Source organism: Streptomyces sp. NBC_00285 (genome assembly GCF_036174265.1).
Lineage (GTDB): Bacteria > Actinomycetota > Actinomycetes > Streptomycetales > Streptomycetaceae > Streptomyces.
The window spans coordinates 204,678-223,751 of the sequence record NZ_CP108055.1; the positions used below are offsets into that span (position 1 = coordinate 204,678).

17 protein-coding genes and 2 pseudogenes are annotated in these 19,074 nt (G+C 67.8%); 10 read left to right on the top strand and 9 right to left on the bottom strand.

Annotated elements, in window-relative coordinates; genetic code table 11:
• Positions 1 to 202: 202 nt before the first annotated feature.
• Positions 203 to 1,075, top strand: coding sequence for a hypothetical protein (locus OHT57_RS01035; RefSeq protein WP_328743897.1), 873 nt, complete (start codon positions 203 to 205; stop codon positions 1,073 to 1,075).
• A 61-nt stretch (positions 1,076 to 1,136) separates the two neighbouring features.
• Here OHT57_RS01035 and OHT57_RS01040 read toward each other — a convergent pair whose 3' ends face one another.
• From OHT57_RS01040 to OHT57_RS01050, 3 genes are all read right to left on the bottom strand, one after another.
• Complete coding sequence (locus OHT57_RS01040) at positions 1,137 to 1,457, bottom strand: hypothetical protein (protein WP_328743898.1); 321 nt, start codon at positions 1,455 to 1,457, stop codon at positions 1,137 to 1,139.
• Positions 1,454 to 1,666, bottom strand: a complete 213-nt coding sequence (locus tag OHT57_RS01045; RefSeq protein ID WP_328743899.1) for a hypothetical protein — start codon at positions 1,664 to 1,666, stop codon at positions 1,454 to 1,456. The genes OHT57_RS01040 and OHT57_RS01045 overlap by 4 nt, the downstream gene beginning before the upstream one ends.
• A 78-nt stretch (positions 1,667 to 1,744) precedes the next feature.
• Positions 1,745 to 2,260 (bottom strand): hypothetical protein, encoded by a 516-nt coding sequence (locus tag OHT57_RS01050; protein WP_328743901.1) that lies wholly within the window; start codon positions 2,258 to 2,260, stop codon positions 1,745 to 1,747.
• Positions 2,261 to 2,421: 161 nt separating this feature from the next.
• Here OHT57_RS01050 and OHT57_RS01055 point away from each other — a divergent pair.
• A pseudogene (locus OHT57_RS01055) lies at positions 2,422 to 2,580 on the top strand (IS256 family transposase); the annotation flags it as partial.
• A 70-nt stretch (positions 2,581 to 2,650) separates the two neighbouring features.
• On the opposite strand, the gene OHT57_RS01060 reads toward OHT57_RS01055, so the two are convergent.
• From OHT57_RS01060 to OHT57_RS01070, 3 genes are all read right to left on the bottom strand, one after another.
• Complete coding sequence (locus OHT57_RS01060) at positions 2,651 to 2,902, bottom strand: hypothetical protein (RefSeq protein ID WP_328743902.1); 252 nt, start codon at positions 2,900 to 2,902, stop codon at positions 2,651 to 2,653.
• Between the two features lie 490 nt (positions 2,903 to 3,392).
• Positions 3,393 to 3,965 (bottom strand): hypothetical protein, encoded by a 573-nt coding sequence (locus tag OHT57_RS01065; RefSeq protein WP_328743903.1) that lies wholly within the window; start codon positions 3,963 to 3,965, stop codon positions 3,393 to 3,395.
• Complete coding sequence (locus OHT57_RS01070; RefSeq protein ID WP_328743904.1) at positions 3,965 to 6,535, bottom strand: DnaB-like helicase C-terminal domain-containing protein; 2,571 nt, start codon at positions 6,533 to 6,535, stop codon at positions 3,965 to 3,967. The genes OHT57_RS01065 and OHT57_RS01070 overlap by 1 nt, the downstream gene beginning before the upstream one ends.
• Positions 6,536 to 6,637: 102 nt before the next feature.
• On the opposite strand from OHT57_RS01070, the pseudogene OHT57_RS01075 reads away from it, so the two are divergent.
• Positions 6,638 to 7,051, top strand: a pseudogene (locus OHT57_RS01075) (ATP-binding protein); the annotation flags it as partial.
• A gap of 268 nt (positions 7,052 to 7,319) precedes the next feature.
• Here the strand turns inward: OHT57_RS01075 and OHT57_RS01080 are convergent.
• On the bottom strand, positions 7,320 to 8,543 hold the full coding sequence (locus tag OHT57_RS01080) for an RNA-guided endonuclease InsQ/TnpB family protein (RefSeq protein ID WP_328743905.1): 1,224 nt from the start codon (positions 8,541 to 8,543) through the stop codon (positions 7,320 to 7,322).
• Between the two features lie 25 nt (positions 8,544 to 8,568).
• Between OHT57_RS01080 and tnpA the strand changes: the two genes are divergently transcribed.
• The gene (tnpA, locus tag OHT57_RS01085; protein ID WP_328743906.1) at positions 8,569 to 8,985 is read left to right on the top strand and encodes an IS200/IS605 family transposase; all 417 of its coding nucleotides are present in this window, start codon (positions 8,569 to 8,571) and stop codon (positions 8,983 to 8,985) included.
• 63 nt (positions 8,986 to 9,048) lie between these two features.
• On the opposite strand, the gene OHT57_RS01090 is transcribed toward tnpA, so the two are convergent.
• The gene (locus tag OHT57_RS01090) at positions 9,049 to 9,510 is read right to left on the bottom strand and encodes an AAA family ATPase (RefSeq protein WP_328743907.1); all 462 of its coding nucleotides are present in this window, start codon (positions 9,508 to 9,510) and stop codon (positions 9,049 to 9,051) included.
• 73 nt (positions 9,511 to 9,583) lie between these two features.
• Positions 9,584 to 9,802 carry an integrase core domain-containing protein gene (locus tag OHT57_RS01095; RefSeq protein WP_443053404.1) on the bottom strand — a complete coding sequence of 73 codons (219 nt, stop codon included), beginning with the start codon at positions 9,800 to 9,802 and terminating at the stop codon, positions 9,584 to 9,586.
• 114 nt (positions 9,803 to 9,916) lie between these two features.
• On the opposite strand from OHT57_RS01095, the gene OHT57_RS01100 reads away from it, so the two are divergent.
• The 6 genes from OHT57_RS01100 (at position 9,917) to OHT57_RS01125 (ending at position 19,005) form a co-directional block, all read left to right on the top strand.
• Complete coding sequence (locus OHT57_RS01100) at positions 9,917 to 10,111, top strand: hypothetical protein (RefSeq protein ID WP_328743908.1); 195 nt, start codon at positions 9,917 to 9,919, stop codon at positions 10,109 to 10,111.
• A 136-nt stretch (positions 10,112 to 10,247) separates the two neighbouring features.
• Positions 10,248 to 11,252, top strand: coding sequence for a hypothetical protein (locus OHT57_RS01105; RefSeq protein WP_328743909.1), 1,005 nt, complete (start codon positions 10,248 to 10,250; stop codon positions 11,250 to 11,252).
• Complete coding sequence (locus OHT57_RS01110) at positions 11,252 to 11,917, top strand: hypothetical protein (protein ID WP_328743910.1); 666 nt, start codon at positions 11,252 to 11,254, stop codon at positions 11,915 to 11,917. Before OHT57_RS01105 ends, OHT57_RS01110 begins: the two co-directional genes overlap by 1 nt.
• 461 nt (positions 11,918 to 12,378) lie before the next feature.
• A complete protein-coding gene (locus tag OHT57_RS01115) occupies positions 12,379 to 12,699 on the top strand; it encodes a WD40 repeat domain-containing protein (protein WP_328743911.1) in 321 nt (106 codons plus the stop codon).
• Between the two features lie 1,541 nt (positions 12,700 to 14,240).
• Complete coding sequence (locus OHT57_RS01120; RefSeq protein WP_328743912.1) at positions 14,241 to 15,755, top strand: sodium:solute symporter family protein; 1,515 nt, start codon at positions 14,241 to 14,243, stop codon at positions 15,753 to 15,755.
• A 97-nt stretch (positions 15,756 to 15,852) separates the two neighbouring features.
• Positions 15,853 to 19,005 carry a glycosyl hydrolase 115 family protein gene (locus OHT57_RS01125; RefSeq protein WP_328743913.1) on the top strand — a complete coding sequence of 1,051 codons (3,153 nt, stop codon included), beginning with the start codon at positions 15,853 to 15,855 and terminating at the stop codon, positions 19,003 to 19,005.
• Positions 19,006 to 19,074 lie beyond the last annotated feature (69 nt).

Consider the following 19,074-nt stretch of genomic DNA (forward strand, 5'->3'; position numbering starts at 1 on the left):
TGTGCCGTGTGCCTGCCTGGGCGAGGCGGTACAGGCTGACGTCGTGGCGGGCGGCCGGCTGGGGGCTCCCTCAGGCCCTGCGGGCACTCCGCGGACAGATGGCCCGTGTACCGGCGCGACGGGATCCTCCTGACAGCCGCGTACACCCCGATCGTGCCGATCTGTATGTGCAGGTGGCGCCGGGCTGCCACCATCGGCCGCTATGACCTTCCTCGGCGAGCCGGACCACTTCACACCCAACACCTGCGGGCTGGGCATCAACGGCAACGACTGGAACGCCATCGCCTCGTCAGGGGCGATGAGCGCCTTCTGCGGCATCATGGCGGGTTTCGTACTCGCCGGTCTCGTGACCGTCATCGGCCAGAAGAACGCCGACGGCGGAGACGGCCACGCATCACGCGGCCTGAAGCTTTTCCTGCCCTGCTTCGTCGGCCTGGCAGCGTCGTCATATCTGTATGCCCTGACCTCCGGGGAGCTGGTGTGCACCCGCGCCATCACCGAGCAGTTATTCTCCGGGGCCATCCTGGCTGCGGACGCCCTGATCGTGATCGTCGCGCTCGCCTGGCTCCTGCCGGCCTACGACCGGAACAAGCACGGAGAAGTCCGCTTCTTCCGCGGATTGATCCTGTTCGGCGCACAGTTCTCGATGCTCATGGTCATCGTGTCCGCCGACGCTTTCAACAACTCCGTGCTCAAACGGCACGTTGACGGATGGGCCACCTGGTCCGAGCGCATAGTCGGCGGCCTTTTCATGATCGTCATTGTCTTCGTCTGGAAGAAGCGCCTCCCTCCGGCCCCTCCTATGCCCGGCCCGATGCCTCGCGGGCACACCGTGGACGGGTGGCCTCCGTACTGGCGCGACGAAATCCTCCTGAACGGCCGCGTACAGGTCGCGGCCAGGACGGCCGTGGCGGTGGGCGGTCTCCTTGCCGTCGCCGGCGGGCTAGTAGTCGGCCGCTCCTGGGAGCACTGGGCGTCGATGCAGCCATGGCTGGCCTACACCTTCTCGGGAGTCACCCTCGTGCTGCCCGCCCTCGCCATCACCACAGCGGTACGGGCCGCTCCCCGGGTCTGACCGACCGTTCCCCAGCACGTCCGGGACGGAGCCCGGGCGGGGTGCGCGGTCGCGGTCTCCCTCATCGTTCGCCCGGTTCCGGCATCACCGGCTCGGGAACGTCCCCACGCAATGCCTGCGCAGCCTTCTCGCAGGCGAGGGCGACATGTTCACGGAAGGGGTAGACCTTCGGGTCGGTCACGGCCCTCCGCAGGACCGCGAGCGCCTCGATCCATTCCACGGCGTCTTCGGGCAGGGTGTAGGGCTGCCCGTTGAGCCGTTGTGCCGCGCGGGGTGCCATCGGGATCCGGTCTGAATCCTGGAGTACGACGGTGCGCACCACGGTCTCGGTGCGCTGCACGACTTCGCGGACCGGCTCGCGGCTCTGGCTTCCGTCGCTCACCGGGCGCTCTGCGCGGTGCGCATCTCCCAGGCCCGGCGGCGGTGGACAGGGCTGCAGTAGCGCGGCGGCCTGCCCCGGCCGCTGTAGGCGACTGGTTCGCCGCACCACGCGTAGGTGCGTTCCACGAGCTGCTCGCACGCGGTCGACGTGACGCGAAGGGAACTCCAACCGGACTCGTCCGGCCCGCCTTCCGGGGGTGCTTTCGTCACAAACGAAACCCGGAGTCCTCGGGCTCACCGATCCTACGAATGACCGGGGTGAGCCCGAGCGAGAACGGTAGGACAAGTTCAGGGCAGGACGGGTGGCTCAGGAGGCGCGGTGTCGGAGGCTGCGGGCCGCGACGGCATGGGCACCCCGCACGCTTCACCCGACGCGTCGAATACGATCCCCGCTCCCTCGGGGACCTTTCCCGCTCCGAGGATCATCTCCCAGCCGTTCTTCTTCAGGCGCCACGCCTGGTCGGTGTCCTCGGCCAGCATCTGCTCCATCTGTCCCCAGCCCCGTGCTTTCAGCACGGCAAGTACCGAGTCCACGGCCTCACGCTTCGGCGCGTCCTCAGTCCGCAAGGACCCCACCACGCGGCATGGATTGCCAGCCTTGCTCGTGTCGAGGAAACTCAGCCGCCCGATGCCCGCAGCCGCGGCCACAGACCGGACATCACCCCGTACGGCATCGGGGGTCACCTCGTCCCTGGCCTCCCTATCGGCCGCACGAGCAGTCGTCGTCGCCCGCTCGCCTGCTCTGCCGACGCTGTCACCGCCGCCGCAACCTGTCAGCGCCGTCATCACCGCTATCGCGGTCACGGCCACTCCCACCCCACGCATGTGTCCTGCCTTCAAATCGTTTCGTGTGCCGTGGAGTTTTACACAGGAAGGGCCGCCGCATGACCGACCCCATCGACGGCGCCGGGGCGCGGTGAGGCCGGGCACATGACCGGTGTAATGGGGGACCGGCCGGCGGCGAGGCCGTCATCCGGCTGGTCGGCGCGGTCCTGGCCGAGCAGAACGATGAGTGGACCGAGACCCGCCGCTACATGGGGCTCGACCTCCTGGCCAAAGCCCGACTCCACCCGATCGAGTCAGAAACCAGCGAGACCGACCTACCCGCCGAACTCACCGCATAGTCTCAAAACGAGATCACCGAGTGGCCGTCAATACACCACTCCCGCGGACGTGACCGCAGCTTGGAGCACGTCATGAGGTCCAGATCGGGTCATCGGGAGCGGGCCGCCCAGAGAAACGTTGAAGCGGACCTCCGGCAGGAGAGAGTCGGCGGCGCGCGGTGACGATGAAGTCGTTTTGCGCCGATTCCACGTGTGAACGCAGAACGAACCAGTTCTCCTGGGGGTGCAGGCCGCGTTTGACTTTGGCGTGGAGGCGCCATATCTGCTCGTCAAGGAGGTGGGCGGCGTCCGCGATGTCCTTGTCGGCGACAAGGTTCACCATGCTCAGGGCCTCATTCCACGGCCGCCAGTCGATGGTGGTCCGGTGGACGACCCCTTGAGGGACGGAGCCGGGGCGAGCTGATTCCGCCTCGCTAAGGCTCACGAGCAGCCCTGACGATTCGCGGAGGACCCGTGCGCACGTTGCCGCCAGCTGCTCCCGAGCCCAATGTCTGTCTTGCGCTCTCCGGCTGACCGTACTTCCCGCAAAGACACCGATCAGCGTAGTCGCGACGGCACCGGCGGGGGCAGCAAGCAGGCTCCACAGCACAGACATGGGACCTAGTTTGAAGCCATCAGGATCCGTTGGAGGTTCGGTTCTCTGATGATCCTCTGCTGTGGCAGTCCGGGTCTGACGGCACAAGGATGCTGATCAAGCAGATGTGACAGTTCCGGTAGGCGCGTGGCCAACTGCGATGTCGGCGCACTGCTCCAGGAGTTGATCCATCAAGCGCAGCAGCCTGCCTTCAGGGACTCTCGGACGTCGCTCAGCACTACCGGACTTCGACGGAGTACGAGGCGCCGGTGAACTGCCAGCCGTCGGTGCCTTCACCGATGTCCTCGACGATGACGTCGTCGATGAAGTGGTCCTCGAACTCGTCGTCGGTAAGTTCGCCAGCGAGCCAGAGCTCCTCGATCGCGTCCCAGTTGCCGCGGGTCCCGTCGATGCGCAGGGGTGCGGCGTCGACGGTGCCGCGTTCGCGTTCGTCGTCGCCGGTCGTGACGACGCCGCTGATCTCGTACTGACCGCGCCTGATGTGACGGGGGATGGGGTCGGCGGGGACGATGGCGACGTTCTCATAGGCGGTGTGGATGACGTCCAGGTAGTTGCGGCGGACGTTGTACTCCGCGTCGGACAGCCAGTTGACCAGAGTCTTGGTCGTGACGTGCAGGCCGGCGTCCGCCAGGGCCTGCTGCCCGCGGTGGGTCGCGGTGAGCTGGCTGAGCTGGGCGTGCCAGTGCTTGGCGTTGTACGACGACAGCCGGTGGCGTGGGGTGACCTGGGAGTGCAGGAGGTCGTTGAGGGCGGCGCCCAGGGAGTTGCCGCGGCCTGTGGGGCCGGCCATCAGTCGTCACCTTCGAGGATGGTCTCTCCGGCCTGGACGAACTTGCGCTTGACTTCGCCGAAGCCGGTCCCGATCCGGTACGTGGACGGCGGCGTGCCGGGTGGCGTCCAGAAGATGGCCTGGTCGACGTTGCGCAGCGCGATGAGCTGGTGGCCTTCCTGGACGGCCTTGAACGCGACGGTCCAGTGCCGGACCGAGGCCTCGGCGACCATGCTCATGCGCCAGTCGGGCCGCCAGAACGGGGAGCGCTGGGAGGGGCGTTTGGGCCACAGCAGACGCAGCGCGATGGACAGGCGGGTCTTGTACGCCTTGTAGGGGTCGCCGCCGACCTGGACGAGCTCGGTGCGTGCCTTGCGGGTGGCCTCGTAGAACGGCTTGAACAGGGACTCGTTGGCCTTGCCAGTGAAGGAGTCGTAGATGGTCGGCATCGCTGCGATGTGGTTGTCGCGGGCGAGCTTGACCAGCTGCTTGATGTGGGGGGTGGTGACCCATGCCCGGCCGTCCTCGTCGGGACGGTCGATGATCCGGCCCAGGGGGTGCGGCATGTCGGTGCGGTTCCACTCCGGGATGCCGATGAGGTAGATCCCGGCCCCGGCCTTGTCGTAGGCATCGAGCGGGCCGGTGTGCAGGAGCTTGTTCGGGGCGAGCGGAACGGCCGAACAGGCGGAAGGGAACGAGCCGTTGCGGTCGATCAGACACAGCACGCCCTCACCGAAGGAGCCGGGCACGTCGATCTTGTCGCGCCGGACGCGCTTGCCGTTCTCCCGGATGTGGGGAACGCGGGTGATGGTGACGTCGGGGTGGGCCCACCGGGGCTCGCCGTCCATGTGCTCGCTGATCAGCGGCCACGGGCCGCTGTCCCGCTCCTCCTTGCGGATGACGGAGATCGGGTGCATCTTCGAGCGGCCGACCGCATCCTTGAGGATCTTCAGCGCAGGGAAGACGTGGCCCTCCGGCTCGTCCTCCTCATCCCCCGGCGCCAGATCGTCATCGCCGTCTTCCTCGTCCTCCGGCACGTCGGACCGGGCCTGCCCGTTGTCCGCCAGGGCGTGAACAGCCGCAGTGGCAGCGGGAGTAGCGGGCTGCCCGGCGCCGGCGGCGTTGACCACGGACTCTGGCGTACCGTATGGGCGCAGCGCGGCGGAGAGACGGTGCCCCTCATGGGTGTCCGGCATTCCCGCTACCGCTGCGGCGGCCTGGAGGAGTGACGGCAGGATCTCCTTCAGGGTCGCCTGATCGCCGCCTGCGACTGCGGTCCGCCATGCCGCGAGCTCGTGGGTGAGGGCGGCCGGGATCCCCTGGTGTCCGCCGGATGTGTAAGGGAGGGCGGCTTCGGCCAGTTCCAGCGCCTCCGTTCCACCGGTGGCCGCCGAGAGCCCCCGGTCCGCCGGACTGCCGGCGTGGCCGAGGGTGGCGACGCCGGCGTCGAGGAAGCGGGCGTGGATCAGGTCGGGCTGCAGGTACGCCGAACCGATCGTGCCGAAGTCGCGCTCGGAGACTGTCACCTGGACCTTGGCTGGGTCCTCGGTCGGTGCGAGCGTCAGAAGGATGTCGGCGTCCAGGAGACCCAGGAGTGCGGGATCGTCACTGTCCACGATGGCAAGCACCGGCACGTGCAGCCTGCGCGCGAGGGAGGCCAGGACCTGGGAGGCGTCCGGGAGACGGGCACCCGACAGGGGAAGCCGGGCGTGGTGGGCGGTCTGGAGCCGGTCCACGACCACCAGGGCGAGGCCTTGGACGTAGGGGGCGGTCTCCACGATAGCCTCGGCGGTCAGCTCACTGCCGTCGTCGATCATCAGCGGTGCGTGGACCAACTCCTGGGCCACTTGCTGCTCGCGGGCAGTGAGACGGCCCTGCTTCAGGCGCAGGTAGTCGCCCCCGGCCTCCGCGGCGATGATCCGGCGCATGATGTCGGCCTGGTTCGGCCCCGACGCCGCATACAGGACCGTGTGGTTGTCGACTAGCGCAGTCTGCCGTGCGGCAGCCAGCCCCAGCAGGCTCCCGCCGACGTTCGGAGCGGCCGCCACCAGCGTCAGCCGGCCCGGCTGCAGACCGCCGGTCGCGGCGTCCAGGCCGGGCAGCCCGAACGTGGGGCCGCCGACGGGGCCGGCGGCGAGCGCGGAGCCGATGGCGTCGCCCAGCGTGGCGAGCCTGCGCGGCGCGCTGCCGCGATCCTGAATGTCTTGGCTGTTCACCGCACCTCCTGCGGATGCCGCGCCGGTGGCCGCGGCCGGATCAGATGAGTGGGTACCGGAGCGGGTGTCGACGGGCAGCAGTACCGCAACGGGCGTGCGGCCCCTCCGGAGTACCTGCGGCTGACCTTGAGCCGCCCGCGAGATCAGGTCGCCGAAGTCCCTCTGGGCCGCCCTGAGGACGTGTGAGGGGAATGCGTCGGGCTTCCGGGCTGCCGGATACCGGTCCAGCGGCGCGAGCAGTGCGCGCTCCTCCCGCTTGTGGATCAGCGTCGTGACCCCGTCCTCCTCGGCGCGTTTCACCAGGGCGTAGAGATCCGTACGGGCTTCGGTCGCGTTCATCGCGGCCTCAGCCGGTGGCTCCTGACTCTGACTCACTCACCCTCCTAGGACACCCAACTCCCTACTATGATAGCGGAATCCACTCAGCAACCTAGGAAAAGACACTCTCTTAGTAGGAAAACTCACTCACTTGTGAATCGCCTCGGTTCGCTGCGGGCCTTCGACTTCGACGCGAACCCCAACGTCGACGCGGCCGTCATCAATACCTTTGCGACCTGCGAGTGGGTCATGAAAGGGCAGCCGCTCTGTCTGATCGGCGACTCCGGCACGGGCAAGTCCCATCTGCTGATCGCGCTGGGCACGGAGGCCGCGATGAAGGGCTACCGGGTCCGCTACACGCTGGCCACCAAGCTGGTGAACGAGCTCGTCGAAGCGGCCGACGAGCGGCTGCTGACCAAGACGATCGCCCGCTACGGACGCGTCGACCTCCTCTGTATTGACGAATTGGGCTATATGGAGCTTGACCGCAGGGGCGCCGAGCTGCTGTTCCAGGTCCTGACCGAACGAGAGGAGAAGAACAGCGTCGCCATCGCCTCCAACGAGAGCTTCGGCAAAGCGCACATGTTCCGGCCAACGTGTGCCAGGTGTCTCCGAAAGTGGACAGGTTCCGTCTGCAGGCGGACTGCGGTCAGCTCACGAGGGCTCGGCGGCTTGCTTCGCGGACGCTGCGATCGGCGGTTTGGTCGGGGGTGAAGGCCGCGGTGTCGAACCACCAGCCGACATCGCCAAATTCGCGTTTCATGTCGACGTGGAGGGCTTCTTGACTTGCTCCGCGCCCTGAAGGGCGAGGATTCTGGCCTTCTCGATCGTTGCTGTGCCGCTACGCGGCACGGGGTTCGGTCGGGAATCCGTGGCTTCCTGTTTCTTCACGCTGTGCCGGGATTGCTCCAGGTCTTACCGGCGCTCCGCAGGCCGATACCGCCAGTCCGGCGGCCGACTTCACGTTGATCGCGGCATTGATGTCCCGGTCGTGGACTGTGCCGCAGGCGGCACACGTCCACTCCCGGACATCGAGGGGTTTGGGCCCGTCCTTGACGCCACAGGTGGAGCAGACCTGACTCGTCGGCTCGAACCGGCCGATCTTGATCAGGGTGCGGCCGTACCGTTGTGCTTTGTACTCCAGCATGGTCACGAATGAGGCCCAGCCGGCGTCGTGCACACTCTTGGCCAGCCTGGTGCGCGCGAGTCCTTTGACCGCCAGGTCCTCCACACCGATCGCTTGGTTGTCGCGGATCAGCTTGGTGGAGAGCTGGTGGTGGAACTCACGGCGGGCGTCGGCCACCTGCGCGTGGGCGCGGGCGACCTTCAGCCGGGCTTTCTCCCGGTTCCTGGATCCCTTCTGCTTGCGGGACAGGTCCCGCTGGGCCTTCTTCAGTTTCTTCTCCGCCCGGCGCAAAAACCGCGGGGAGTCGGTCTTCGTGCCGTCGGACAGGACGGCGAAGTGTGTCAGCCCCAGATCGATGCCGACCCTCTGGCCGGTGTCCGGCATCGCGGCGGCATCGGCGTGCGGGTCGGTGTCAATGACGAAGGACGCGAAATACCTGCCGGCCGCGTCCTTGACGACGGTGACCGAGGTCGGGGTGGTGGGCAGTGTGCGGGACCATCTCACCTTCACCGCGCCGATCTTCAGCAGGTTCAGACGGCCGCCACCAATGACCGACCAGCGGGCGTTGGCGGTGAACCGGATCGACTGCCGGGCGTCCTTGCGGGACTTGAACCGGGGCACGCCCACTTTCGGGCCCTTGCGGGTGCCCTTGAGGGAGGCGAAGAAGTTGCGGTAGGCGCTCTCGACGTCCCGCAGGGACTGCTGGAGCACCACCGCGGAAACCTCCCCCAGCCAGGACCGCTCCACCGTCTGCTTCGCCTCGGTGATCAGCCTCTTCGACAGCTCGGCGGCCCTGGGGAACGGCTGCTTGGCCGCTTTGGCCTCCTCACGGGCGCGGACCGCGTCGTTGAACACGACACGGGCGCACCCGAACGCCCTCGCCAACGCCCTCTGCTGGCCGGGGTCCGGGTACAACCGGAAGGAGTACCGGAGCTGCATGACCATCACGCTACATACTTGGGCTATGGGCGATATACAGAAGATCAGAACTGGCCGGCACTGCGTTTTCGTGATGCACGTCCACTTGGTCTTCGTGACCAAGTTCCGGCACACGGTGTTCACCGATGTCCACTTGAAGCGGATGAAGGAGATCATGCGGTCGGTGTGTACGGACTTCGAGTGCAAGCTGGTGGAGTTCAACGGCGAGACCAACCACGTCCACCTCCTGGTGGACTTCCCGCCCAAGGTCGCCGTCACCAAGCTGGTCAACTCCCTCAAGGGCGTCTCCTCCCGCCGCCTGCGCCAGGAGTTCCCCGACCTGGAACGCCACTACTGGCTCGCCAACAAACTCTGGTCCGGCTCCTACTTCGCCGGAACCGTCGGCGGCGCCCCGCTCAGCGTGGTCAGGCAATACATCGAACAGCAGAACCGGCCGGTGTGAGCACCGTCCGGCTCCGCCGGACCGGACCCGGCGACACTCCGCGTCGCAACCATCAGATTCGCATCACCACCGAGCTGAAGCCCGATGCACTGCGAATGAATCCCGGTAGCCGTCGAAGTCGAACCGTTCACGTGGATCCCTAATCGTGTTGCGGTATTGGCAGACCTCGATGCCCGGTGTGAGGACAACGAACAGGACCTGGCGAGGCGTGAGGAGATCGAGGAAAAAGTCCAGCTTCTCGCGGGAGGGGATCACCGCATCGATCAGGGCCGTGAAGCCGGCGTCGGCGAAGTTGTTCGCCAGCGCGCACAGATTGCGGTGCAACAGCTCGACTTGCCGTGCTGCTTCGTCGGCGGGCTCGCCCAGGGCCCAGACGAATCCGCTGACAATCATCCTGTTGAGCTCATCGCCGTCGAGCCGGGCGGAACGTGGCAGCCGCTCGGCGACAAGCCTGGTCACGGTCGACTTCCCGGCGCCCGGCATCCCCGTCACAATCAGGCAGTTCGGCGCTCCAGCAGTGGTCACGCCCGCATGGTGTCAGCGTGCCCGACGGGCGACAATGGGCCTTCCCCCGTGAAGGTGGGCACGCGGTTATTGATCACGCGGCGAGCGTGAGTTTAGCGGTGTGGTGTCGGTGTTCGTATTCGTTGGGGCTGAGGTGGCCGTTGGCGGAGTGCCGACGACGGGTGTTGTAGCGGGCCAGCCAGGCGAAGACGGTCCTGCGGCAGGTGCCGGCGTCACCGTAGTCGTGGGCGCCCTGGAGGGTCTCGCGTTTCAGGGATGCGTGGAAGCTTTCGCAGGCCGCGTTGGCATTCACCGTCGAATGCGCCCGTTCCCCGCGATGACGATGGACGTGTGCGGCTGATTCATCCGTTCCATCCCCGGTGCGGTGAGGCTTTCGAGTTTCTCGAGCGGCTCAACTCGTGGCGATGTGCACGGGACCACCTGGCTGATCTGGGCCGAACTGGACACCACGGACTGGCAGGAAACCAACGCCTCAGGCACACGAACCCGCGCCTCAGCCGCAGGGACCGACACCGACTGGGGCCGGGTCTGGAGCGTCATGCACATCCTCAGCGAAGTCCACGGCGCGGAGAACGTACGTCTCGTCGTCTGGTTCCACTGACAGACGGCTGTGCACGCTACTTGGCCAGGCGGGCCAACAGCGCGCTAAGTCCCAGGTGGTCCTGAGACCGCCTGCCCCGCTCGGCACACACCGCCCCGGCTCTTGAGCGTCCTGAACTGGGCGTTAGCCTCAGCGGATGATTCCTGAGCCGTCACCGAAGGTCATCACGCGTCTCCGCGACGGGCGGATCCACGCCTACGTCGTGGGCGCCGGCGTCTACGGGACGCTGGAGCCGGCAGCGGTGTTCCAGCCGCGGGATGGTGACGAGGTCGTAGCGTCGGTGGTCCGGCAGGATCTGGAGCGGGTCGTGTACACGACGCTGAACGGAGTCGTCTGTCTCACGCGTGCCGGCGACCTTATGTGGGCCTTGGACTTCGAGCCGCACTCTGACGTACGCCATGGCCACCAGCCTGGCTGTGCGCTGTCTCAGGACGGCCGGACAGTGTGGGTCTACCGGCCGGACGTGATGGCGGGACGCGGGGGCGGGGACCAGTGGGTGGTGCACGACGCCGATAGTGGTGTGGTTGTCGCCCGCCGGGAGCTGGAGACGGTCGGGCACGGCGCCTTCCACTACGTGCATCCCGTGGACGGCAGCGTCTACCTCGACATCGGTGAGGGCCAGGACGGCTCCGTCATTCTCCGGGGTACGGGCGGGGCGGACAGCGAGCCGGAGTTCGTGACGTACCCGTGGTCGGACCGCTGCCTGATCGACCTGGCGCCGTCAGGGCAGCACTTCATGACCGTGGACCACGGGCAGGCGGACGTCGCCTTCCACGATCACCCCAGCGGGGACGTGGTCTTCACCCTCTCCGTCGAGGCCTTCGGGTACGACCCGGGGGATTCCTTCGTGGAATGGAGCGGCGGCTACCTGACCGAGGACACGGCCATCGTCACCCTGGGCGGCGAGAGCCAGGACGAGGAGGAGTGGTTCCGACACCACCTCGTCGACGTACGCACGGGCGCCCTCAGCGGCGAATTCACCGTCCAGATGAGCAACCCGTACGAGCTGGTGCCCCTGGGCGACGGTTCCTGGCTCACCGGCGGCCCCGGCGGCGACCTCGTCCGTTGGTCCAGCGCTCCGCAGCCGTCCGCACCGCCGCACCCGGCCGAATCAACCTCTCCCTGTGAAAGGCAGAAGTGATGACGGCGGACACTCGGGTGCCGCTGACCCCTCAGGCGCCTGAAAGCTTGAGCCGACGAGCTCGGTACTTCGTTGAGGTGCACGGCCTGCGTGTTCCCCGCCGGGACCTCGCGCTCTGGCGGGGAACATGGCTTGAACGCGGGATTCCCGCTGCGGAGATCGACCGGGCCGTGGCCTTCCAGGGCCGCTGGGGCGGCATCGCTCTACCTCCTGCCCCCGAATACGAGGGCGGCCCGCGTGTTCTGGAGGCCGATGTGCCCGAAGGCTCGGCCGTGGACGGATGGCGATTCTCGGCCGGCTGCTGTCGCGCATCCATGGCCCACGGGTTCATGATCGGGCCGGGAGGCGAGTTCGGGATCGACGCTGACCGCTGGACACCGCTGCATGCCAGCACGGAGGGATGGGTGGAAGCCCTGGCGCTGGCCGACCACGCGGGCTACTGGGCCAAGACCATCACGAAGATCAAGGGTGGCGCCGTTGAGGAGCTGGACCTCGACGGGTTTGAGCAGGTACCTGAAGTCCAGGGACTTGCTGACACCTGGTGGCGGGGTAAGGACTCTCTGATCGCCGTCTACCGCGGCGAAGCCTCGGGCTTTGACGCCCCCCACTGCCTCAGGGCCTATATCTACGGCGGACTCGATGCGTGGGGCCTAGGCGGCACCTGACTCCCGAGTGTCAAGCTCGTCGGTCCCACCGCTGAGCGTTCGGGTTGGCCGTAGGGGCCAAGTAGAGCGCTCAGTCACAAAAATGTGTTCGATGATCTGCCGCCCGATCTGGAGCGACTGCACACCCTGGAAGTTACGTGGAATCTGCCTGGGTGATCATGTAGCCCGGCTTCGTCCACGACCCTGGGGGACAGCTTGAGGAGCACATCGGCACTCGTGGCCAAGTGGCCGGTACTGGCCCGGCATGAGCATGCAGCGACCTGGTTGCAGGCGTGGGAGGACCTCGGTCGTGCGCCGCGGACCTTGGACGCGTACGCACGGGGTCTCGCTGAGTATCTGAGCCTGTGCGAGCGAGAGGGCGTCGATCCGCTGGTCGCCGGCCGGGCGCATGTGGGGGTGTTCGTTCGCGAGTTGACGTCGCGGCCCCACCGGCGCGGGGCGAACGTCGTCTCGTCTACTCGGTGGCCTTCAGCCCGGACGGCCACACGCTGGCCGCCGGCAGTACCGACCACACGGTCTGGCTGTGGGACATCTCGCAACCGGCATCACCCACCGTCTTGGCGACACTGACCGGCCCCGCCGACCACGTCTACGCGGTCTCCTTCAGCCCAGGCGGCCACAGCCTCGCCGCCGGCAGCGCGGACCGCACCATACGGCTGTGGGACACCGACCCTGCCGCCGTCGCCTCCCGTGTCTGCGCCGCCGCGGGCGCGGCCATCACCCGGACCGAATGGCGGCAGTACCTGCCGAACCGCTCCTACGACCCGCCCTGCGGCGCCTGACGAAAACCGTCCGCAACACAACAACCGACAGGTCAGCGGCGGCGAACACGGCGGCGTCAGTCACTTGACGTGTCTCCCATGATCGTCGGACTCGCCGTTGGATCTGCGCTCCCGCCCAGGGTGGAAGACCTCGGTCATGCCCAAGACGTGGTCGTCGCCGGAGCCGATGCTCGCCAGCCCCACGCCGCCGTACCCCGCTCTGGTCCCGGGGCACGCGGCCGAGCCGAAGTTATGGCAGGTGTTGGAAGTTGTCCGTTTGTCGCTCTGCTGGATCCAAGGCGGTCTCCGGGCTGAGACAGGCACGGGCTTGGATCCAGTGCTTGCCGACGGCAGTGCCGTGAGCCGGAGTGCGGAAGTCTCGGTGGCGGATGCTGTCGCTACTCCGCCAAGGTTGCCGCAGATCAACTCGCTTGGCTCGTCGGTCAGTCGGAGGTCTCGCCCTCGAGAGGGAGAAGCGGCTTGACGCCCCCTGCGGATCGAATGTTTCGGAGATTTCCCACAACTTTCAGGCACGCTGCGGCCACTTCTTGGACGTCAATGCTCCGTGGGCATACCGGTACGCCATCGACTCGGTAGAGGGCGATCTCTTCCGGCGACGTCGACCGACGGCTCCTCCGCGAGGCGAGCCGAGGCGACCGAAAAATTTCAACACCGACCGCATTTGACGCGCCGTCAATTTCTGTCCGCGCTCACTCACCGGCGGATGACGCACCCTCGCCGAGAGATGGCGATTCCGATGCAGCGCCGCGGTCACAACCGCAGCCACCCGGGAGTACGGCGGCGGCGAAACGGCTCACCGACGAGGCCTTGACCTGCACAGTGAGCCACATCCGACGCCGCACCCGTCGGTCGCCTCCGCGTCACGCACCCGACGCACCGTCACTGCCGACGGAGTCCCGGCACCACACCCTCCGGAAAGTTTCGACCTTCGATCGAAATCAACTCCGGCCTCAGCGAAAACGCAGGCCCCGTCCGTCAGCCGCCCCGATCGCCCGCTGCGCACGTCTTGACCCCGCTGAACAGGCGGCTCTACATTCCCCGAGTTCGCTTCCATGGCTTGTGTTCACGTCCATGAATTCAGCAGGAAGGGTTCGCATGTTGGCTGGCAACCTGCTGCCTCTAGGCCCGTTCGATCCGAATGATTCGATTGATCTTCCGAAGCTGTCGGATGAGGAGATGGTGAGGTTCCGGCCTGCACGGGCGGGTGTTCGTCGCCTGCGGGCTCGGAGAGCTCCACGCCCCGGGTGTGCACACCTGCGCACCAGTGGTGCGGGCGGCCGGGAAGCGGGCGTCGGACAGGTGCCGGTCCTCACCGGGCGGAAAGGGCACGCGGCCCCTCGCCCGACAGCATGCGCGGTTCGCTGAACCGACCGGCCCGGACTGCCTGTTGCTGATGCCGCCCTGCCTGGCGGCAGGGCCGGCCGCCCACGCGGTCGGGCCGTGTCCCGATCCGTCGTACGAGACGGCGTCACCGCACTGGTGACGGCGAATGGTGCGGGTGTCCCCCTCACCTTGCACCCGAGCAGCGAGAGGGTCTATCCATGGCATGGCTCGACTGGGCCGCCGTAGGCGGTTACTTCCTGGTGATGCTCGCCATCGGCCTGTGGTCGCACCGTCGCGTCAGCGACGTCACCGACTACTTCACCGGCGGCGGGAAGATGCCCTGGTGGCTGTCCGGCATCTCGCACCATATGTCCGGCTACAGCGCCGCCGTGTTCGTCGCCTACGCGGCCGTCGCCTACGACTACGGCATCACCGTGTACGTGTGGGCGTTCCTGCCGCTCGCCCTCGGTACCGGCGTCGGCGCCTGGCTCTTCGCGCCCCGGTGGAACAGGCTCCGGCGCCGCTTCAAGGTGGCTTCCCCGCTGGAGTACCTCGCCCGCCGCTACAACGTCCCCACGCAACAGGCGCTGGCGTGGAGCGGCACCCTGCTGAAGGTCTTCGACGTGGCCGCCAAGTGGGCGTCGGTGGCCGTGCTCCTGCACGTCTTCACCGGCATGTCGATGGCCGTCGGCATCCTGCTGACCGGCATCGTCACCCTCCTGTACTGCACGGTCGGCGGCCTGTGGGCGGATGCCCTCACCGACTTCGGCCAGTTCGTGATCCAGGGCGTGGCCGCGCTGGCGATGATCTGGGTTGTCCTCGACCGGCTCGGCGGCGTCTCCGGCCTCGGCACCCTGTGGCACCGGCTGCCGCCCGGGCACACCGATCCGCTCGTCGGCCCGTACACAGCCGGCTTCCTCACCGCCTATGTCGTGGTGAAGCTCTTCGAATACAACGGCGGCATGTGGAACCTGGCGCAGCGCTACATGGCCACCGACTCCCCACGGTCCGCTCGCCGTTCGGCCCTGTTGTCCGCCGCTCTCTATGTGTTCTGGCCCGCCGTCCTGCTGCTGCCTCCCGTCGCCGCACCCGTGCTCATGCCGCACATCGCCGATCCGCAGCAGACGTACGCGCTGATGGCCCAGTCCTATCTGCCGATGGGGCTCGTGGGGCTCACGCTGGCCGGGATGTTCTCCCACACGATGGCCATGGCCTCCTCCGACGCGAACGCGATCTCGGCGGTCGTCACCCGCGACATCCTTCCCGCCGTCTTCCCCGGCTTCCGCGACGCGGGCACCGCACGGGGCCTGTTGGCCGCGCGGGTGTGCACGGTCGTCTTCATCACGGTCTCCATGGTGGTGGCCATCGAGGCCGACCACTTCGGCGGAGTCCTCGGGATCATCGTCGGCATGGTCGCGGCGGTCATGGGGCCGATCTCCATACCGATGCTGCTGGGTCTGCTGCCGGCCTTCCGCCGCTGCGGACCCCGGGCGGCCCTCACCTCGTGGGCACTGGGCCTGGGGGGCTACTTCCTCGTCAAGTACGGCGTGGACAACGCCTCCCCCACGATGGTGATCGTCACCCCGCTGGTCACCTCGCTCGTGGTGTACACGGGTCTCGGCCTGCTGCTGCCGGAGCCGAGCGACGAGGCCGACGCCGTCGTCACCGCGGTCTCCGGCCCGCGCCCCGGTGCGGACTCCGAGGCGTTGGTCCCCGCGGTCGAGCGGACCTGACACCGAGCACTCCACCCCGCCCCCTGCCCTTCCCGCGGCCGTGCCCGGTCGGGACCCGGTGATGCCGCGAAACGCGCAGCAACCACAAGGAGTTCTCATGCATGACGACGTCAGACCACCGGTGAGCCGACGGTCCGTACTGGGCTGGGCAGCGGGTGCCGCCGCGCTCGCCACCCCCCTCGGTTCCGCGCTGGGACTGTCCGGTGAGGCATTCGCTGCCGACCGGTCGGTGCGTCCCACCGACCCCGCGTCATACATCTCCTTCGTCCCCGCCCCGGGTGCCTTCCCGCTGGTGCGCTTCGGTCGTGCGGTGCCGCTGGTGGTCAGCGACGACGACTGGCCGGGAGTCGTCCGGGTGGTCGGCGACCTGCAAGCCGACATCGAGCGGGTGACCGGCGTGCGGCCGGCCGTCGTCCACGACGCGGCCCCGCGCGCACGGGAGATCGCGATCATCGGGACCATCGGCCGCAGCCCGCTCATCGACGCACTCGTCGCCGCCGGGAAACTCGACGTGAGCGCCGTCGAGGGCAAGTGGGAGACGGCGCTGCAGACCGTGGTGGAGCGGCCGGTACCGGGCGTCGAGCGCGCCTTCGTGATCGCCGGCAGCGACCAGCGCGGGACCGTCTTCGGGGCCTACGACGTCTCGCGCGGCATCGGGGTCTCCCCCTGGTACTACTGGGACGACGTCGTACCCGTCCACCGAGACGCTCTGTACGTCCTGCCCGGTTTGCACACCCAGGGCACCCCTGCGGTCAAGTACCGCGGCTTCTTCATCAACGACGAGAACCCCGCCCTGGGCACCTGGGCTCCGGCGGTGTTCGGGCCGGGCAAGGCTCCCGGCTATGCGGGGGGCTTCAACTCCGGCTTCTACGCCAAGATCTTCGAACTGCTGCTGCGGCTGAAGGCCAACTACCTGTGGCCCGCGGTGTGGGGCCGGGCCTTCGCCGAGGACGACCCGCACAACCATGCCACCGCCAAGGCGTACGGCATCGTGATGGGCACCTCCCATGAAGCACCGATGATGCGCGGCATCGAAGAATGGAACCGCCACGCGGTGGCCGCCGTCCGTGACAGCCAGGGGAACATCGTCACCGCGGGGCACGATCCCTACGGCGGTACCGGCGAATGGTCCTTCCGCTACAACGCCGAGGCCATCAAGGCGTACTGGCGCGAGGGCATCCAGCGCATGGTCGACCAGGACTTCGAGGGCGTGGTGACCCTCGGCATGCGCGGCAACGGCGACACCGCGCTGAGCGACGGCAACGGCATCGAGCTGATGAGGCAGATCATCGCCGCCCAGCGGCAGATCCTCGCCGACGTCACCGGCAAGGATGTCACGACCATCCCGCAGGTCTGGACGATGTACAAAGAGGTCCAGCACTACTGGGACAGCGGGCTGCGCGCCCCCGACGACGTCACGATCGTCTTCACCGACGACAACTGGGGCAACGTCCGCAAGCTCCCGGACACCGTGGCAGATCCGCGTAACGGCGGCTACGGCCTCTACTACCACTTCGACTACGTCGGCGGCAGCCGCAGTTACAAGTGGATCGACACCAACACGATCCCCAACATCTGGGACCAGCTCCACCAGACCCACGCCTACGGCAGCCACGGACTGTGGGTCGCCAACTCCGGCGACGTCAAGGGCAACGAGCGGCCCACGCAGTTCTTCCTCGACTACGCCTGGGCCCCCGACCGATGGAGCCTGGACGAGCTGCCCGAGTGGGACCTCCAGTACGCCCGGCAGAACTTCGACGGCCGTCTCGCCCACGACATCGCCGAAGTGCTTCGCGGTTACGCGCAGTTGCAGGCACGCCGCAAGCCGGAACTGCTCAACCGCCGCCAGAGCCTCGATCCGACGAAGGACCCCGCAAGCGCGTCGGCGATCATCACGAACGACACGGCCACCCCCTTCAGCCAGACCGACTACCGCGAGCTAGATCGCGTCACGCAGGAGTGGCAGAACCTGGCCCGCAAGGCTGACAGGATCTCGTCCAGGCTGCCCGCGAAGGACAGGGACGCGTGGTACGAGTTGGCCGGCTACGAGGTGGCGGCCACCGCCAACCTGTATCTGCTGCGGCAGGCGGAGTTCACCAACATCCTCTACGCGGCCCAGGGAAGGGCCGCCACCAACGAACGGGCCGAAACCGCCGAGGCCCGGCTGGCCGACGACGTCGCGCTCGCCGACCGCTTCAACCAGCAGACCGCCGGCGGCAAGTGGAAGGGCTTCCAGACCCAGACCCACATCGGCTACGGCGACAAGGCCCGCTACGGCAACAACGCCACCTGGGCCGACCCGCCGCAGCCCGACCAGATCTACCCCGCCGTCCAGCGGATCACCGTCCCCGCCTCGGCCGCGATGGCCGTGGCGATCGACGGCTCCCCCGCATGGTGGCCGCACGAGCAGGCAGAGGCGGTCCTGCCGGCCTTCAGCCCCTACCAGGCGCAGCCGGCCCAGTACATCGACATCTTCAACCGCGGGGCCACGTCCTTCCAATACGGCATCAGCACGGGCGTCCCGTGGCTGAACGTGGACCGCCCCCACGGCACCGTCGCCAAGGAACAACGCGTCACGCTCGGGGTCGACTGGCAACGCGCTCCCAAGGGCCGCAGCAGCGTCCCGGTCACCGTCACCGGCTCGGAGGGAACGACGGTCACCGTGCAGGCCATTGTCGACAACCCGTCCATCCCCCGCTCCCGGCTGACGGGGTTCATCGAGGCCAACGGCTACGTCGCCGTCGAGGCGGCGCACCACTCCCGAAACGTCCCCGCACAGGGCGTCCGCTGGCAGCGCGTTCCCGGCATCGGCCGTACAGGCGACGGCATGGAACCGTTCCCCGTCACCACAGGCGCCCGAACTCCCGGCTCGGGCCCGCGCCTTGAGTACGAGACCAGCCTGTTCACCACGGGGACAGTCACCGTCTGGGCCCATCTCGCGCCACGCAACGCGACGTTGCCCACGGCCGGACTGCGCTACGCCGTCTCCTTCGACGATCAGGCACCGCAGACGGTGAACGTCATCGCCGCCACCGGTTCCGACGACGGCACCATGAACAACCAGTGGGGCCGCAACACCGCGGACAACGTCAACCGCACCAGTACCGCCCACCGCATCGACACCGCAGGACGGCACGTACTGAAGTTCTGGATGGTCGATCCCACCGTCGTACTCAACAAGCTCGTCATCGACACCGGCGGCCTGAAGTACAGCTACCTCGGTCCGCCGGAAAGCACCCGGCTGAGCTGACCGGCCTCTCAGGAACCGGGGCGGGACGGCCGACCACGCCCAGACCGCGAGGCCCCCAAGCACAGCCCC

What these genes read in the sequence shown, in the direction of transcription:
- OHT57_RS01035 (WP_328743897.1), top strand. Translation starts at nt 203, where the DNA reads ATGACCTTCCTCGGCGAGCCGGACCACTTCACACCCAACACCTGCGGG.
- OHT57_RS01060 (WP_328743902.1), bottom strand. Translation starts at nt 2,902, where the DNA reads ATGGTGAACCTTGTCGCCGACAAGGACATCGCGGACGCCGCCCACCTC.
- OHT57_RS01065 (WP_328743903.1), bottom strand. Translation starts at nt 3,965, where the DNA reads ATGGCCGGCCCCACAGGCCGCGGCAACTCCCTGGGCGCCGCCCTCAAC.
- OHT57_RS01080 (WP_328743905.1), bottom strand. Translation starts at nt 8,543, where the DNA reads ATGCAGCTCCGGTACTCCTTCCGGTTGTACCCGGACCCCGGCCAGCAG.
- tnpA (WP_328743906.1), top strand. Translation starts at nt 8,569, where the DNA reads ATGGGCGATATACAGAAGATCAGAACTGGCCGGCACTGCGTTTTCGTG.
- OHT57_RS01105 (WP_328743909.1), top strand. Translation starts at nt 10,248, where the DNA reads ATGATTCCTGAGCCGTCACCGAAGGTCATCACGCGTCTCCGCGACGGG.
- OHT57_RS01110 (WP_328743910.1), top strand. Translation starts at nt 11,252, where the DNA reads ATGACGGCGGACACTCGGGTGCCGCTGACCCCTCAGGCGCCTGAAAGC.
- OHT57_RS01120 (WP_328743912.1), top strand. Translation starts at nt 14,241, where the DNA reads ATGGCATGGCTCGACTGGGCCGCCGTAGGCGGTTACTTCCTGGTGATG.
- OHT57_RS01125 (WP_328743913.1), top strand. Translation starts at nt 15,853, where the DNA reads ATGCATGACGACGTCAGACCACCGGTGAGCCGACGGTCCGTACTGGGC.